Raw genomic sequence first — 19,092 nt, forward strand, 5'->3', positions numbered from 1 at the left:
ACATAAATTGTATGAGTAACTTTTATCTTACCACATTTTTAGTTTGAAAAAATTATGATTTTTGAATACTGATAATCATCATTCTATATCCATTAAATGCTTTTTCTAATTTTACATTAGACAACCAATGGAGTTTACCTCGATGAAGAATAGGTATTAGTAAAAATTTTTTTACTTTTTTTCTAACAGTAAACTTTTTAGGCCTTTTATACTTAAGTAACATCATGGTTAAATTTAAGGGTTACAACTATTGTACAATTAACCTTATCATCACCCTATTTTTTTTTACAAAAACTATTTTCCGCCTCTACAAAACACCTTACAAAATTCTATACAAAACCCTATACAAAAACTCGAAAACACACTAAATAACAACCTCTTAAATACAACTCCATTGATATAATTAAGGATTTGATTTCATAAAAAAAAGAGCAATGTATGCTCTCTTTTTTATCTAAGTATTTTATTTGGATTTTTACATCTAGAACAAAAACCTTCTCTCTAAATCCATTCTTTTATTAAAAAAAACATACACTATTCCATAATAATTTGGTTATTTTAATATTATACAGCCTTAGCTTTCCTAGTAGTTTTAAACTTTCTATTTTACTCTCAACAATCTAAATTGCTCTTGAAAGAATCAACTTTAATTTTACTTTGAATCCAATATATTTTAAGTAAAAACCTTATAAAATAAAAAAAGCGCAAACCGTAAGACTTGCGCTTAAAAATTCTATTGTTTTTTGAAAATTACTTCTTGAATTTTCAGGACTTTGAGTATTTATCTTATGTAAGCTTCTAAGGTTATTAATGTCGTATATTTCTCATACTTACCTAACTTTTTTAAAGCTTCTTTTCTATTGATTTTGGTTTATTTATGCTTCATATTTCATTTATTCATTATTTTAATTTTTTAAAGATGATCTTCTTACTCTTTATTCCAACATTGGTAGTTACTCGTACGATATAAACTCCTACCTCAACAGATGGTAAAGTAATACTGTTTTTACTAGTTCCTTCAAAACGATCTTGGTATATTAATATTCCTGCAGTGTTATACATCGTAACTTCAAACTGCTCACCTTGTAGACCTTCTATAAATAAGGTATTGTTTGTATTGTAAAGCTTAATATCAACTAATGATATTTCTGGAATTTCCACTTGTGCTTTATTATGCAAGTAAAATCTTCCAGCTCCATTAGTTGTTTTTCCTATTGTTAATGAATAGTCTTCTTCATTTAAATTAATGAACCTTCTTAATTCTCTATCCTCTAAATACATTTCTACTCCTACTGGTAATGAAAGTCCTTTTCCTGAGATTGTTACAAAAGTTCCTGCTTTCACGTTGACTCCTACTGGAATAATAGAAATCTCTTTTGAATTACTAGGTACGGATTGATAAGTAAAGTTCTTTTTTGAGGAACCATCTAAAAGTCTGGTATAAATATCCAATTCAGCTCCATCAAAGTTTCCTATATCATATCCTGAATCTAATCCTTTTGTAGCATTATTTCTATAGCTAATACTTGTATTTACTTGAATTCCTTTAGAAGCTATAGATAATTCAATAGTTGGAATATTTAATCCTTTATTAAAAGTTCCTCCACTAGCTGGTTGTAACATTCGTTGTTCTTGTTTGAAAGCCATGTTATTTGCACTACCTATTGTTTTTACAAAGAATCCTTGTGCTGGTGCTAATGAACTCTCTCCACTCACTAAAGTTTTAGCAATGTATTTACTTTGTGTATTATCCCATACATACACTCCTACATAAGCTGGGTCAAAGCTAGCTAAATTATCATTGATAAAATTGGTTCCAGAGTTTTCATTGATTGGTAAAAATGCGGTATAAGGATTTCCAACCGCATTCCATTCCGATACCATAACTGATTTGTTTACATCTACTGTTTCAATAGTTCCTGTAAAGGTTACGCTACCATTCGTTGCTCTAGATACTGCATAACTTCTACCTTTTTCAAAGGTTAAAGTATTCACAGCTAAATCATCAGTTGTATAATATACCCATTTAGAACCAGCTGGTTTGCTATCATCATAATATGCAATAGCATATCTATTTGGTGTTACACTTGTATTAATTCTAATATCATTTGCTGCATTCTCTGCAAACTCTTTAATACTTTGTCCTGCTACTGGTGCAGAAACGATACTCCAAACATTAGCTTTTAATCCTCCTCTTTCGTAGGTAACTTGTCCATTAGAAGTTCCTTTTACTATTAATGTGCTACTATTTGTACTTGTAGAAGTCATTGTAAAGTTTCCGTTATTCTCTAAATCAGATGTTATTGTTATAGAGCCTCCAGATTGAACATCTAATATTGACGAATTATTTATCCTTAAATTATTTATACTTACATTAGTATTTGCTTCAATTTTAGGATTGTTTATCGTATTTTCAATTAACACATCACTCGTATTTATTGGAACACTATTATTTTTCCAATTAGTTGTTTCTAACCAATTAGAGTTAGTATTTCCATTCCATATCAATTGATTTTGTCTCGTATGTAGATAAAATCTACCTATGCCATCTTGAGCATTATCTAAAGAAACAGTATAGTTTGTAGTTTCATCTAACAACACATAATTTTTCAATTCTTTATCTTCAATAAAAATTTCAAGATTTGCTGGTAAATTTGTCTTTTTTATACTAAAAACAACTTCTTTTCCTGCATTTGCTTTTAATCCGATAGGAATTACCATAGCATCATAATTTGAATTTGGTAATGCTTGATATGTAAAGTTACTTGTAGAAGATCCATCAACTAAATGAGTATATATGTCAAAACTTGCTCCATTAAAATTTCCTACATCATACCCAGGATCTAACCCTAAAGTAGCTGTATTTCTGTAAATAATTGTAGTAATTACAGTTACTCCTTCTGAACTTATTTTTAATTCAATTGTTGGACTACTAGATTTTCCTTGTTGAAAACCTTGTGCTAAATTAACCGAATTGTTAGTTAATGTATTTATCATCAACTCTCCTATTGTAAAATCTAAAATTGTAGTTCCATTGTCTAGAGTTCCTCCTCCATTCCCTATAACATTACTTGTAATTGATTGTCCTATTAACAATAAACTACTTCCTAAAAAAAGTACTATAAATGAGTATAAACTTTTCATTTTTTTTATTTTGGACTAACTTAATAAGTTTCTTTAATAAAATTTATTGCTCTTCTATTTTTTTAATCTACTCTAAACGAAATTCCATCTAAAGAAACCCAATTTTGTCCTCCATTAAAATTAAGCCCATTAAAAATTACATTTCCATTGGCAGCTATATCAACTCTGACAATTCCAGCCTCTGTAACCACTGAAAATATTCTTTGCTTTTTAGGCCTATATCCTATTGGTAATGTAAAAATTATTTCTCCTTGAGTTATTTCTGAAGTTTTACGAACTAAACCGCCTAAATACACCCTATTGTTATCAATATAAAATCTTCCATCTTCAAAAGCACTTCCATTATTTATACTATAATTTTCCCATCCCGAATTAAAAGTAAGAGTAGAAACTGTTTCTAATCCGTAATCTTTCCAAGTCATATTTCCTAAGCCATCTGTTATCATCACTTGATTTGCACTACCATCTTGAGCTGGTAATGTATAAGGTTTCCCATTTCCTCCATTATCTCCGTCTAAAGTTAGTTGCCCGTTTAAAGTAGTATTTCCATTTTTTAACATTACTAAAGCATCACTTCTTACCCCGGTAGAAGTACCATTCCCTATTACAAATAATCTATCATTTGCAATATAACTAATGGCATTACCTACCTTTGGTGTATTGTAAATTCCAATTGAAATCTGTGCATGACTTTCTGCTAAAAGTGATCTTCCAATTGCTGAAGCATTTTGCCCTTCCACAACATTATTATACCCCATTGCTATTCCATAAAATTTATTTACTGTATTAAAACCTCCTGATATAAATGTTTGTGGTCCAATAGCTTTATTTTCAAACCCAAAAGCTGCAGAATAAAAACCTACATTTTCATCACTCCAACTTGATGAATCATTCGTTGCTCCTGCTCGAAAAGCTCCTTTACTTTTATCAAAAAACATTCGCCTATTATCATTGCCATTATTGATATCATCATCCAATTGTGTACTACCAAATACAAAATCATCAGTAGCTAGCATACCTAAAGCATTACTTGTTACATTTCCTGCTGTTGAAAAAGCCCCTCCAATATTTGACCATGAAAGATTTCCTGCGCCATCTGTAATCATTACTTGATTTATATTTCCATCTTGTGCAGGTAACGTATACTCTCTTCCTACACCTGAATTATCAGCATCTATAGTTAATTGCCCGTTTAAAGTAGTGTTTCCGTTTTTTAACATTACTAGTGCATTACTTTTAGTTAAAAATGTTCCATTTCCAATTACAAAAAGTCTATCAGTATTAATTACCGATGTAAGATTTCCGTTTACTGTAGCATTATTATATCCAATAGTAGTTTGTCCATAACTGTTAGATTCATTATTTAATCCAAAAACTAAAGAAAATTCTGCTTTTGATTTATTTTCAGCTCCAAAAGCACCTGCATAATTACCTGTAACAATATTTCTATTTCCAATAGCATAACCTGTCTCACCAGTTACCTCACTATATCTACCTATAGAAACCGATCCTTCTGTTGTTGCTTTTGTAGAAACTCCCATAGCTACAGAACCATATCCTACATTTGCATCATCCCATTGGTTTCCAATATTTCCTTCTCCAATATCATCAACTGTTATACCCGCTCTAAACGCTGCTTTACTCTTATCAAAAAAGAAACGGCTATCATCATCATTTATAGTACTATTATTTGCTAATTGGGTGCCTCCAAAAACAAAATCATCAGCATTAATTCTTCCAGATGCATTGCTAGTAACATTAGCTGTGGTTGAAAATACTTTATCTCCACTCTTTGTTGCATAATTTGAATAGGGAACACTCTGTAATTCTGAACTTCCAATTACTGCATAGTTAGTTCCTCCCGCTATGTCAACAGCTACTTGAAGCCAATATTTATTGGCCCAATTAATTGTTGAAAAATTACCTGTAGTTGTTCCAGTTCCTATCGAAAATGATATTACTCCTTGCTCATTAGAAGTAACATTATGTATTTCTTCATATACGTTTGTTCCTGACACACTTCCTTGTAGTAAGCTAATTTTTACTCCAATGGTTTTATTTTTTATTTCAATACCTAAGTTATTTCTAATTACTGCTTGATAATTAAAAGTATTAGATGATTGTCCATAAATGACTGTAGTTATAAAAATAAATATAAAAAGACTAAAGATTTGTTTCATTATTAGTGTAGTTTTTTATGAAGCGGATTTTAGATTCTTTGGTATGTATGTATAATGATACATTCTAAAATAAGATAACCCTATTTGAAAAAGCGCAAGCCATATGACTTGCGCTAAAACCTCCATTTGTTAATCAAAATTACTCCCTGGATCTTCAGGACTTTGAGCTTGTGCTTTTTGTGGATTTAAAATCATATAAGTTCCCAAAGCTGTTAGAGCTGTATACTTACCGTATTTTCCTAACTTTTGTAATGCCTCTTTTCTTGTGATTTTATTTTTGTTGTTTTCTATATTTTGATTGTTCATTATTTTATTTTTTTAAGGATGATTTTTTTACTCTTTATTCCAACATTCGTATTAATTCTTACTATATATACTCCTGCCTCAACGGACGGTAAATCAATGCTGTTTTTACCAATTCCTTCAAAACTATTTTTATAAACTAACATCCCAGCTGTATTATACATGGCAACTTCAAAAGAATCTCCTTGTACTCCCTCTACAAATAATTTATTATTTACATTATACAACTTGATATCTGCTAATGTTACTTCTGGAATTTCCACTTGTGCTTTGGTATGTAAGTAAAATCTTCCAATATCATTTGTCCCTGTTATTGTTAATGTATAGTCTTCTATATTTAAATTAACAAACTTTCCTAACGCTCTATCTTCCAGGTACATTTCTACACCTATTGGCAATGAAATACCTTTTCCTGAAATTGTTATTAAAGCTCCTTCTTTTGCTTTAATTCCTACTGGAACAATAGAAGTTTCTTTTGAATCGCTTGGTAATGATTGGTAAGTAAAGTTCTTCTCTGATGAGTTATCTATTAGTCTTGTATAAATATCTAATTTTGAACCATCAAAATTTCCTACATCATATCCTACATCTAATCCTTCAGTTGCATTTTCTCTATAACTGATATTTGTATTTACTTTGACTCCTTTTGAAGCTATAGATAATTGTATAGTTGGAACAACTGCTCCTTTATTAAAGGTTCCTCCTGTAACTGGCTGTAACATTCTTTGTGCTTGTTTGAAAACTATGTTATTTCCACTATTAGTTGTTTTTACAAAGAAACCTTGTCCTGGTGCCAATGAACTCTCTCCACTTACTAAAGTTTTAGCAATGTACTTGCTTTGTGCATTATCCCATACATATACTCCAACATAAGATGGATCAAAACTAGCCGAGTTTTCATTGATTAAATTAACTCCTGAGTTTTCATTGATTGGTAAAAACGCTGTATATGGGTTTCCTACAGCATTCCACTCAGACACCGCCACAGGTTTGTTTACATCTCCTGTTTCTATAGTTCCTGTAAATCTTACAGAACCATTAGTTCCCCTAGAAATAGCATAACTCTTTCCTTTTTCAAAAACAATACTATTTGAAGCTAAATCATCTGCAGTATAATACACCCATTTATTTCCAGCTGGTCTATTATCATCATAGTATCCAACAGCATATCTATTAGGTGTTACACTAGTATTAATTCTAATATCATTTGCTGCATTTTCAACAAACTCTTTAATGCTCTGTCCTGATACTGGTGCAGAAACTATACTCCAAACATTAGCTTTTAATCCTCCCCTTTCGTAAGTAACTTGTCCATTAGAAGTTCCTTTTACTATTAACGTACTACTTTTTGCTGTTGTAGATGTCATTGTAAAGTTCCCACTATTTTCTAAATTACCTTCGATTCTTATACTTCCATTTTCATTAATATCAAATGAAGAAAGTGATTCAACTGTTAAATCATTAACCTGTACCGCAATACCTACCATTGGAGTATTTACTACATTAGGTATTAATGCATTTTGAGTACTTGTTGGTGCAGTATTCCCACTCCAGTTTGTTCCTTCTATCCATGTTGTATTGGTACTTCCGTCCCAAATAACCTGATTTAAAGCTGGTGTAATACTTAAAGTATTATTTACAAAACTTAAGGTATAATTATTATTTAATGCTAATGTACCTTGGTTAATAACATAAGTTCCTACTGTTTCTCCTGAAACTCTTGTTAATGTCCCTGTAAAAGCATCACTTCCTACTAAACTTCCATTGGTTATTTGGTAAGTCAATGCTGGATCTGAATCTCCATAAACCTTTGACTTTGCATCAGCAGTTACTTCTATTAACCTTTTACCAATAGTTAAATTATTTCCTACAAAACTTAAGGTATAATTATTATTTAATACTAATGTACCTTGGTTAATAGCATAACTACCTAAAGCTTCTCCTGAAACTCTTTCTAATGTTCCTGTAAAGGCGTCACTAAATTGTAATGCTCCATTCGTAATTTGATAAGTTAAAGATGGATCTGAACTTCCATATTCTTTTGATTTGGCATCTGCAGTTACTTCTATTGCTCGTGGATTAATAAGAAGACGTGCAGATCCTGCATTCGTATAAGTAATTGAATACGAAGATTGACCTCCATTTGTTGATGTTATTAATGAAGTTAAACTTCTTATTTGATAGTTTCCAACATTCTCTCCTCCATCTCTAAACCTTCCAAACACTTCAATAGCATCATCAAACGCTAATGAACCTTGTGTAATTGCAAAAGGAAAACTTAACTTAGATGGATCTGAATCTCCATAAACTTTTTGTATTGCTGCAGTTGGTACAACACGTATAAATCGAAAGTCTATATAAAAATTAGCTCCAACAAACGTAACATCATAATTATTATTTAAAACTAAAGTTCCTTGGTTAATTCCATAGTTACCTTGAGCTTCTCCAGTAGCCCTTGCTAAACCTCCTGTAAACGCATCACTTCCTACCAAACTTCCATTGGTAATTTGATAAGTCAATGTTGGGTCTGAATCCCCATAAACTTTTGTTTTAGCATCTGCAGTAATTTCAATTACTTTTTTTCCTACTGTTAATGTTTGTGTCACATTAGCAGCTGCATTATAATTTGTATTACCTCCTTGAACTGCTGTAATTGTCGTTGTACCGGCTCCAACAATAGTAACTGTACTTCCTGATATTGTTGCTACAGATGTATTAGAACTTGTGTAACTAACGTTTAAACCAGCATCTGAACTTGCAGTTAAATTAAAATCTGCATCTCCATAAGTTACATTTGCTAAACTTCCAAATGTAATCGCTTGATTTACTTTGTTTATTGTTAATGTTTCAGTAGCTGTTCCTTGGTAATTAACTTCATTAATTGTTCCTATTACTGTATACGAACCGGCATTGGTTGGTGCTGTTGTTCCACCATTATAAGTATAGTTTACTGATAAACCATTTGGAGTTGTTGTAGAAGATACAGGCTTAGCTGTTCCATCATAAGTTTGTGTAAGATTATTAATTACAATTGAAGCTGTTGCTTTTGTTATTGTAAAATTATCTGCCACAAAAGATAAATCATAATTGGCTCCTAAGGCTAAACTTCCTTGAGCAATTGGATATACACCAACATTTTCTCCTGTATTTCTAGTTAATGCTCCTGTAAAGACATCGCTTCCAACTAAATTTCCATTAGTTATTGAATAAGTATATGTAGGATTAGCTGTTCCAAATACTTTTGATTGATTAGCATTTACCGTTACTTCTATTGCTTTTTTAGTAATTGTTAAATCATTAGAAACGAATGAAAGTGTATAATTATTACCTAACATTAAACTCCCTTGATTTACAGAATAATTACCAACATTTTCTCCTGTATTTCTACTTAATGCTCCTGTAAAAGTATCACTTCCTACCAAACTTCCATTGGTAATCTGGTAAGTCAATGCTGGATCTGAATCTCCATAAACCTTTGACTTTGCATCAGCAGTTATTTCAATAGCTCTTTTTCCTATAGTTAAATTACTAGATACAAATGATAAAGTATAATTACTATTTAAAGCTAATGTGCCTTGATTAATAGCATAAGTTCCTACTATTTCTCCTGAAGCTCTTGTTAATGCCCCTGTAAATGAATCACTTCCTATTAAACTTCCATTGGTTATTTGGTAAGTCAATGCTGGATCTGAATCTCCATAAATCTTTGACTTTGCATCAGCAGTTATTTCAATAACTCTTTTTCCTATAGTTAAATTATTAGATACAAATGATAAAGTATAATTACTATTTAATGCTAATGTTCCTTGATTAATAGCATAAGTTCCTACTGTTTCTCCTGAAACTCTTGTTAATGACCCTGTAAAAGCATCGCTTCCTACTAAACTTCCATTGGTTATTTGGTAAGTCAATGCTGGATCTGAATCTCCATAAACCTTTGACTTTGCATCAGCAGTTATTTCAATAGCTCTTTTTCCTATAGTTAAATTATTAGATACAAATGATAAAGTATAATTACCGTTTAAAGCTAATGTGCCTTGATTAATAGCATAAGTTCCTGCTGTTTCTCCTGAAACTCTTGTTAATATCCCTGTAAATGCATCACTTCCTACTAAACTACCATTAGTTATTTGGTAAGTCAATACTGGATCTGAATCTCCATAAACCTTTGATTTTGCATCAGAAGTTATTTCAATAACTCTTTTTCCTATAGTTAAATTATTAGATACAAATGATAAAGTATAATTACTATTTAATGCTAATGTTCCTTGATTAATAGCATAAGTTCCTACTGTTTCTCCTGTAACTCTTGTTAATGACCCTGTAAAAGCATCGCTTCCTACTAAACTTCCATTGGTTATTTGGTAAGTCAATGCTGGATCTGAATCTCCATAAACCTTTGACTTTGCATCAGCAGTTATTTCAATAGCTCTTTTTCCTATAGTTAAATTATTAGATACAAATGATAAAGTATAATTATTATTTAATGCTAATGTGCCTTGATTAATAGCATAAGTTCCTACTATTTCTCCTGAAACTCTTGTTAATGACCCTGTAAATGAATCGCTTCCTACTAAACTTCCATTGGTTATTTGGTAAGTCAATGCTGGATCTGAATCTCCATAAATCTTTGACTTTGCATCAGCAGTTATTTCAATAGCTCTTTTTCCTATAGTTAAATTACTAGATACAAATGATAAAGTATAGTTACTATTTAATGCTAATGTTCCTTGATTAATAGCATAAGTTCCTACTGTTTCTCCTGAAACTCTTGTTAATACCCCTGTAAAAGCATCACTTCCTACTAAACTTCCATTGGTTATTTGGTAAGTCAATGCTGGATCTGAATCTCCATAAATCTTTGACTTTGCATCAGCAGTTATTTCAATAGCTCTTTTTCCTATAGTTAAATTACTAGATACAAATGATAAAGTGTAATTACTATTTAATGCTAATGTTCCTTGATTAATAGTATAAGTTCCCACAGTTTCCCCTGAAACTCTTGTTAATGACCCTGTAAATGCATCACTTCCTACTAAACTTCCATTGGTTATTTGGTAAGTCAATGCTGGATCTGAACCTCCATAAATCTTTGACTTTGCATCAGCAGTTATTTCAATAGCTCTTTTTCCTATAGTTAAATTACTAGATACAAATGATAAAGTGTAATTACTATTTAATGCTAATGTTCCTTGGTTAATAGTATAAGTTCCCACAGTTTCCCCTGAAACTCTTGTTAATGCCCCTGTAAAAGTATCACTTCCTACTAAACTTCCATTTGTAATTCTATAAGTCAATACTGAATCCGAATCTCCATATATTTTTGACTTAGTATCTGCTGTTACTTCTATTGTCTTTTTACCAATAGTAAAATCAGTTCTTACATTACCTGTATAATCTGCATTGGTCCCTTTTACAGATGCTATTACTGTATAATCTCCAGCATTTGTTGGTGCGGTTGTACTACTTGCATATGTAGTTCCATTTCGACCTTCATATGTTATATCTATATCTCCTGCTGAAAGTGCAGGACTTAAACTAACATTTGGAGTCGCTGTGTAGCTTTTTGATGTTCCATCATATATTAAATTTGCTGGTGCATTAAAAGTAATATCTGAAGCTGTAATTGGTGTTTTATTGATAATTGATAATGTTCCTGGTATAAATTGAATGGTATAGTTTCCTGTTCTCCCTTGTCCATTAAAAATACCACCGCCAAAAGCTTGTGATGTATAAATGCATGTTCCTCCACTACATGCTGGAAAACCAGATCCAAAAAGGTCCGTTGGATTAGGATTAGGAAGAGCTGTAGCATCTATTGTAATAGCATAATCACCAACAGTAGTACCTGAAGCTCTTATTAACGGAACAAAAATTAATTCTCCTGGTGCAATTTGTCCTTTTGTAATCTTATAAGTTAAAGTTGGCTCCGCCTCTCCTACTTGAATTGTAATATCGTCTGCCGTAATTTCTAGTATTGTTGGTGTTACATTAAATGTTACATTAGCTATTCTTGTATTATAAGTTGTTTGATTATCGGGTGTAAATTGACAATAAATTGTATTAGCTCCAAGAGTTGTTACTGCAGAGACTCCAGAAGTAATTTCATTTAGTAAAGATGCGTCAAAATAATACTTAAAACTTCCTGGTACATCTGCCATTGCATTCAATTGGGTTCCATCTAGTACTGATGCCACTTCAACATCAGCTGGTGTACCCCAAGTGATTATAGGATTAACTTTATTCACTGTAAGGGTAATATCTTTACTAGCAGCTACATAATTTGGTTCTGTTACTGTTACTCTTATTGTTTCTGTTCCTGAAGTACTTCCAATAGAAAGCACTTCATTATTTGTTCCGCTTAAACTTGTTCCAGTATTTGAAGTTAACAATTGATAATTAACAGCTACTCCAGGAGCAGAAGAAACACTTAAAGTTACATCTGACTGTAAGAGAGTTACTGCAAAGTCAGTAAATCCAGATAAATCTGCAATTCCATTACCTATATTCAATTGAAAATCAAAAGTAGCAGTATTAAAATTAGAAGTCCCCGCTAATGTAGCTCGTATTGTTTCTGTTCCTAGTGTTCCCAACGCTAATATTTCTCCAGAAATAGTACTACTGGTATTGAATCCTGTAGTTGCAAGGTTATTGGTATTTGTTGGATCTACAAATTGATACGTTACCGATCCTCCTTTATAATTAGTTGCATTTGGTGCCAAGGTAATGTCTGGGCTTCCAAATGTTGTACTTATATCAGCAATCGTAAATGATGGATTGGTTTTATTAATCGTAATTATAGCATCTTTGGTTGCTGCTTCAAAATTCTCGTCTTGAGCGATTGAAGCTCTAACCGTTACAGTACCTGCATTACCTGCTGTGAACTCATTCCCATTTAACGCAGATGCGGTAGTATCTCCAATTAATGCATATGTTACTGAACTAGTAGAGTTTGTAGTAGCCGACAAAGTACTGACACTCAAATGATCAACTGTTTGATTATTAAAATTAATCGTTGGTATCAATCGATCTTTAACTATTATAAAAGCTCCTTCACTTGGAGTGACAGTATTTGCTAAAATCTCTTGATAACCTGTACCATCCGTTTTAATCTTATAAATTGTTCCAAAATTGTTTGTGCCACCGGTAGTTGTACTTCCAAAAAGAGTTCCTCCATCAATTGTTAAAGAAGAAAAAGGTAATCTAGCACCTCCACTAAAAGGCCAATCATACAATGTAGTATAATTAGTTCCGTTATCATTAATTCTAAAAAGAACACCAGCATTATTGGCACCTCCTTCTCTCCAAACACCAAAAAGTTGATTTCCAACAGTTGTTAAAGTACTTAATGATTCTCCTCCACTAAAGCCAAAACGATGTACTAAGCTATAGCCTGTACCAGCTTGTATTATAGTTGTTGGATCTATGGTAAAAATTCCTCCTCCATTAGAACTTGCTGTTCCCCATAATTTGTTATTTGCTAATGTTAACTTAACCCTTGGTTGTCCTGGCGATCCACTACTCGGAAATAAGTAAACCTCTGTATACCCTGTTCCATCTGAATTGATGCTATAAACACCTCCTGCAAAGGTGTGTCCTCCAAATTGTGTTACTCCCCAAAGTTTTCCGTTTGCTTCAGTAAGTCCTCCAATAGGTGCAGCTAACTCTGAAAGTGTAAAATCTGTAAAAGAAAAACCTCGTACCACGGTAAAATTGGTTCCATCTGTATTGATGGAAAAAATACTTCCACCTGCTGACCCACTACCTGACCCTGGTCCTCCAGTAGACAATACTCCCCAGATTTTACCATTACTAAAAGTTAAAAAACCTGAAGGATCGCTTCCTTCCGTCGTAGCATTGAAATCATGAACTTTGGTAAAACCAGTACCATCAATATTTAAATTAAAAATAGTTCCTTTACCATTAGCTCCTCCTGCATTGGTTACTCCCCATAATTTACCGCTTGCTTGGAGTAATTCTCCTTTACCATCAGAACCAGTTGCTATAGCATTTGCTGTAAAATCTACCAATGTTGATATGGTACTTTCATTTACAACTTTATATACTCCATTTGCATTGATACTTATTATTTCCGAAGGTGCAGAAACAGAAAAGAAAATGTCTTTAGTTGCTTCATTAAAATTTGCATCAGCTGCAACCGTAGCACGTACAGTTACCGTTCCTGCATTTCCAGGTGTTAAAATCTCATTATTAGTTCCAGAAAGTACATTACCATTTGCACTTCCAACAAAACTATAAGAAATAGTTCCAGTTGAATTGGATGTTGCTCCTAATGTAACAGCACTACTTCCAAAAGGAACTGTTTGATTATTAAATGTAATCGTTGGATTGGCTTTATTAATTGTAATTGTGGCTTGCGCTGTTCCTGAGTTAAAATTAGCTGCAGCTTCTTGATCTACACGTACTAAAACTGTACCTACGTTACCTGCTGTCATTATATTATTACCTGTTCCAGATAATGCATTTCCTCCAGTAGATGTACCTCCTGGTATAATAGTATAGCTTCTTGCTCCAGGAGAAAGTGATGATGTAAGATTATTTAAATCAAATGCAGCAGCTCCAAAAGTAACACTAAAGTCATTAAATGTTAAATTTGAAGGTGTGTTCACGTTTTGTCTTGAAAAACTATATCCGGTTTGTTCATAAAATAAAGAGCCATTACAATCGGTATAAGAATAAATGGTAAAATAATACGTAGTTGCAGCACTTAATCCAGTAATACGAATATCTGGATTTGTGGATGTTCCTGCATAAATTATTTGTTCTCCACCAGTATAATTAGTATTCGAGACTGGTAACGTATTACTTCCATCTATTGGTGCTGAAAATGTATTAACAGTATTCATTTTTACTACATATCCTGTTACACCTGCAGCAGGTGAAAAAGATTTGAAATCCATAAAAGAATTTCCTACTTCAAAAAAAACAGCATTACTTGCAACGTTTTGTACAGCACCACAAGTTGTAGCATTTGCTTTTACCCCAGTAGCTTCAAAATAAAAATTACTTCCACATGGATTGTATGCATACGATTTAAAAAAGTATTGTGTACCTCCATTAGAATTTGTCAAATTACTTACAGTTACAGCGGGATTTACATCGCTACCTCTATAAATTACTTGTTGTCCTGTTCCTGAATATACAGTATTTGCTGTAGGTAATGCTCCTGGTATTGGAGGTGTAAAAGAATCTACAGTATTTATTAAGATTACTTGTCCTATAGCTCCACCTGCTCCAGAAGTAGAGTTTACTCTCATAGAACTATGACTTATCTGGTCTATGGATAAAGCTGAAGGCACCACTGTTGGTGCACCATTACAAATAGCTTGTGTCCTTGTAGTTCCTATATTTTCGAAAAAATTTCCTCCTAAACAAGTATTGTAGGCATATATTTTTACAAAGAAGTTTGCTCCAGCAGTAATTCCGGTTCCATTAATAGTTATGTTAGGGTTAATGGAAGTACCTGCATATACTACTTGTTCTCCTGCTCCTGCATTATATGTCGTACTTGCGCTTGTTAAATCCGCATCAGTTGGAGCTGTAAAACTATTGGTTGTATTTACTTTTATTACATATCCATTTGCACCTCCATTTGGAGCTGTAAAAGATGTAATACCGAAACTATCTATGGTATTATTTACCGTAGCAATATTCGAAACTTGATTAGGTGTAATTAGAGCTGGATCACAAGCAAATGTAGCTCCACTCACAGTAACCCCATTACCAAAACTAAAATTCCCATTACATTCATTTGCAGTAGTGACTCTAAAATAATATGTAACGTTAGGTGCTAAACCAGTAATAGATAGATTTCCTGGCACTGTTGGCACTTCAAAACCTGAAATTAATCTATTAGGTTTTGGAGAAGCATATATAACTTGTTGTCCTGATCCAGAATAAACAGTTGATGGCGTAGTATCAGTGAGTTTATCAAATTGTGGACTTGGTAATGGAGTAAACGTTGGACTATCGCTAATTTCTATCACATACCCTCCTGTAATACCGTTTACTGCTGAAAAAGCATCAAATTGCAAACTATCTCCTCCTGTAGTTGTAACATTTAAGCCTGTAACATCTGCTGGAGTTGTACAAGTTGGAAAATCTTCACTTTGTAATGTTAAAGAGTAATTTACTGGCGTTACAGAAGCTGTAGTAATCCTAAAAACTACATAATTATCTGCTGTATCTAGCCCGAAGTTATTTAAATAGTACCAACCTATTTGAGCAGAAGGATACTCTGGAAATGAACTTGTAAGTAATACTAAATCTCTAAATGGAGACACAACTGTCCCACTATAACTTCCACTTCTTACCTCATACTCTATCTTCATTTTACTTGTATCATACCCATTACTAAAAAATAAATGTATAATTCTTTGTGGATCAAATCCAGGAAGTTTAGATACATTCCAATAATCTGGATCTGTATTTGTTACTGTTCCTGAAATAGTAGTTGGGCCATTCCAAACGCGTTGTGTACCAGTTTGATTTGCTTCATTATTTGGTTCTACTTCTGTTTGTGCAAAAACAGAGGATACCATCATAAAGTATAAAAGCAACACATAATATATGCTTTTATTTACGAGGTTTTTGTAATTCTGTTCCATAAGGGATTCATTAAAATTATAACTTCTATTTGTATTGTATTTTTTGTAAAGGCAACCTATAAATTACCCTATTAACTACTGTTCAAAACTACCCGATAAACAATCAAAAACAGTGTTTTTTACCTATACAAAACCCTATACAAAAACACACAAAAAACAATCTAACCAACTAAAAAACAAGCACTTAAATGCAATGTGAAAAAATCTACAATTTAAATATTCTTTACAGTTGTAATTTTTTGGCGTAAATGATAACAATCTGCAAAAACACTATTTAATGAGGTTTCAAAAACATTTACTATTGGAGTAGTATTTAAATCTAATTTTCCTTAAGCAATCAAATATTTTCATTTTATGAAATGAATATTTTGCTATTAAATTGATCTAAAAAGTAGAAAGGAAACTTGATTAAATTTTTCTTTGAAAACTATACAAGCTTTTTTTAATAAGTTTTTTTTTTAGCTGTTATATCATGTAAATTTTTAATTCACTTATTAGCTCTGAAAAAATATTTTACGCTCATTAACTAGACGACAAGTTTTTGACGACTTAATTAAGCGTAATTTCTTAATGAAAAAAATAAATTTTTATTTATATATTTTTTTTATTAGGAAATTATGCAAGATTGTTAACCATAATTCACTTTAAAATTATAGCCAATAATATATAATGGTTTGATTTATTATAAGTATTTCTGTACTATTTCTTGCTTTTGGTTTTCTTTTTTAAAATACATTCTACATTTTATAAAAGCGCATAGTTAAGTATAGCTATTAATACTTTTATTTTACACTCAACTATATTTGAAAGTATATCATTTTTTTTTTTGAGAAAATCAATATTTAACCAAAAGCTATTATTTAAAACAATAAACAATAGTTACTATTTAAAAATGTACACAGTTTACAGCAAAAATATACGTTTGCATTGTTAAACTATTAAAACAAACTATACAATTTACTATACAAAAACTAACCAATTAGCTTAAATACTCTATAATAGAAACTTCTTTAGGAGCAGTTATCTTTTTACGTAATCTATATCTACTCATAAAAATTGTGTCTAAAGAAACACCTAACATATTTGCTATTTCAGAATTATCTAAACCTAGTTTTTCAAGAGATACTAATCGTTCTTCTGCTTTAGTTAATTTGTAACCTTTATTCTTTATATCTAAGAAGAAGTTAGGATATACACTGGTAAACTTTTTCTTGAATGTATACCAATCTTCTTTGGTTAAAATTTTTGTTGCTATTAAATCTTGAATAGAAGACACTGCTTCTTTTTCTGTTACTTTTTCTTTTAACTCTGCTAGCTGTGATTTTAACTCATCCTGTTCTTTACGTTTTTGAAGTAATTGATGTGTAAACTCGGTGAGTTCTTCTTTATTTTTCTCTATCTTTTCTAGTAATTGTTTTCTTTTCTGTTTTCCTTTCCACCAAATTCCAAATCCTATTAAAATTATTGAAAACAGAATTGCTATTAATGTATTTCTCTTCCCCGCTGCAATCTTTTTCTCTGCTTCTAACTGTTGTATTTCACTTTCTTGTTTTAAAATCTCTTTTTCTTTTTGTGCCGTTTCAAATCTTGTTTGATGAAAAGCCAATGCATTGGTTAGCGATAATTTGTTTATAGAATCTTTTAAAATTATATAATTATTTTTATGTATTAATGCTTCCTTTTCTTTCCCCAATTTCTCATACACAGTTCCTAATAATTTTTCAACATTTAATAAATTACTATTTTTTTTGGAGTTCTTTTCAGCAAATTCTTTAGCATTTTTCAATAAACTTAATGCTTCATTTATTTTTCCTTTTTTTAATAAATAATTAGCTTTATACAGTTTAAACGACTCTATAAGTTTCACATGCTTGTTCTTCACTTCAAATTGTAAAACTGAATCATATATTTTATCAGCAGCTTTTAAATCATTTTGCTCTGTTTTTAAACGTAATTCCACGTTTTTTAAAGTTAATTTATTGTAACTCTTAATCGAAATATCAGTTATATACTCTTTATAATATTTTGCTGAATCTAAATACTCTTCAGCTAATTCTAATTTTTTATCATCTATTTTCTTACTTGCTAAAGACAGATAAAAAAAAGTCAAATTTGAAAATGATTTATATGCTTTACTTTTATCAATTAGTTTCAAAAGCTTTTTATTGGCCAGATCAGAAAGTCCATTTCTTCTATAAATTAAATCTAGTTCTTTATTCACTAAAAACATGTAATGGTAATCTTTCAATGTTTCATAAAGTGTTACTGCTTTTTCTAATTCGTCAATTGCTTTAACAAAATTTCCTGTGTTAGAATATGCTTGACCAGTAAAAAAATATGCATCTGCAGCAAAAATAGAATCTTTAGATATCAAAAATAAATTTGCTGATTTTTGATAATCTTTTATGGCCTTCTTATAGTTTAGTTCTGAAAAATTTACTCCTCCTCTTTTTAACAAAAGATGTGCTTCTGAGTTTACTTTTTTAAAATATGGTTTGTAGGTCAACATAGAGTCTATTAAACTCATTGCTTCTTTGTTTTCTCCCTTAATTAAATACTGTTGAATTAAGAATCTTGATTTGGAAGCCATTAAATCGTATTCTTTTAATTCTTTAGCTAAAGACATATATTCTTCAAGCTTTGGAATTAATTCTTGATGATTCTTTCGAATCATTTGCTTTGTTATTTTATTTAAAACATTTAATTTTTCTTTTCTATCTCTGGTATTTTGATAGACTGTTTGAAGAGAATCTAATTTTGTTTGTCCAAAAAACTCAGAAACAAAAAATAGATTTATCAATATCAAAAAAACAAATAACTTACTAAAATTCATACAT

Annotated in this window: 6 protein-coding genes; all 6 read right to left on the reverse strand. The window is 31.3% G+C overall.

Going from position 1 to position 19,092, the window contains the following annotated elements; all coding sequences use genetic code 11:
- Window positions 1-52: 52 nt before the first annotated feature.
- The 6 genes from ACOQN8_RS16215 to ACOQN8_RS16240 all read right to left on the reverse strand — a co-directional run bounded on the left by ACOQN8_RS16215 (window position 53) and on the right by ACOQN8_RS16240 (window position 19,088).
- On the reverse strand, window positions 53-226 hold the full coding sequence (locus ACOQN8_RS16215) for a hypothetical protein (RefSeq protein ID WP_420553468.1): 174 nt from the start codon (window positions 224-226) through the stop codon (window positions 53-55).
- Window positions 227-900: 674 nt separating this feature from the next.
- A complete protein-coding gene (locus tag ACOQN8_RS16220) occupies window positions 901-3,144 on the reverse strand; it encodes a T9SS type A sorting domain-containing protein (RefSeq protein ID WP_420553469.1) in 2,244 nt (747 codons plus the stop codon).
- Between the two features lie 62 nt (window positions 3,145-3,206).
- Window positions 3,207-5,324, reverse strand: a complete 2,118-nt coding sequence (locus ACOQN8_RS16225; protein ID WP_420553470.1) for a hypothetical protein — start codon at window positions 5,322-5,324, stop codon at window positions 3,207-3,209.
- A gap of 129 nt (window positions 5,325-5,453) precedes the next feature.
- Window positions 5,454-5,630, reverse strand: a complete 177-nt coding sequence (locus ACOQN8_RS16230) for a hypothetical protein (protein WP_175578720.1) — start codon at window positions 5,628-5,630, stop codon at window positions 5,454-5,456.
- Window positions 5,630-16,255, reverse strand: a complete 10,626-nt coding sequence (locus ACOQN8_RS16235) for an MBG domain-containing protein (RefSeq protein ID WP_420553471.1) — start codon at window positions 16,253-16,255, stop codon at window positions 5,630-5,632. Before ACOQN8_RS16235 ends, ACOQN8_RS16230 begins: the two co-directional genes overlap by 1 nt.
- Window positions 16,256-17,234: 979 nt before the next feature.
- Window positions 17,235-19,088: a tetratricopeptide repeat protein gene (locus ACOQN8_RS16240; RefSeq protein WP_420553472.1), complete on the reverse strand. Its 1,854-nt coding sequence runs from the start codon at window positions 19,086-19,088 to the stop codon at window positions 17,235-17,237.
- Window positions 19,089-19,092: the final 4 nt, after the last annotated feature.

This window comes from Tenacibaculum aiptasiae (assembly GCF_965221665.1).
Taxonomy (GTDB): Bacteria; Bacteroidota; Bacteroidia; order Flavobacteriales; family Flavobacteriaceae; genus Polaribacter; species Polaribacter aiptasiae.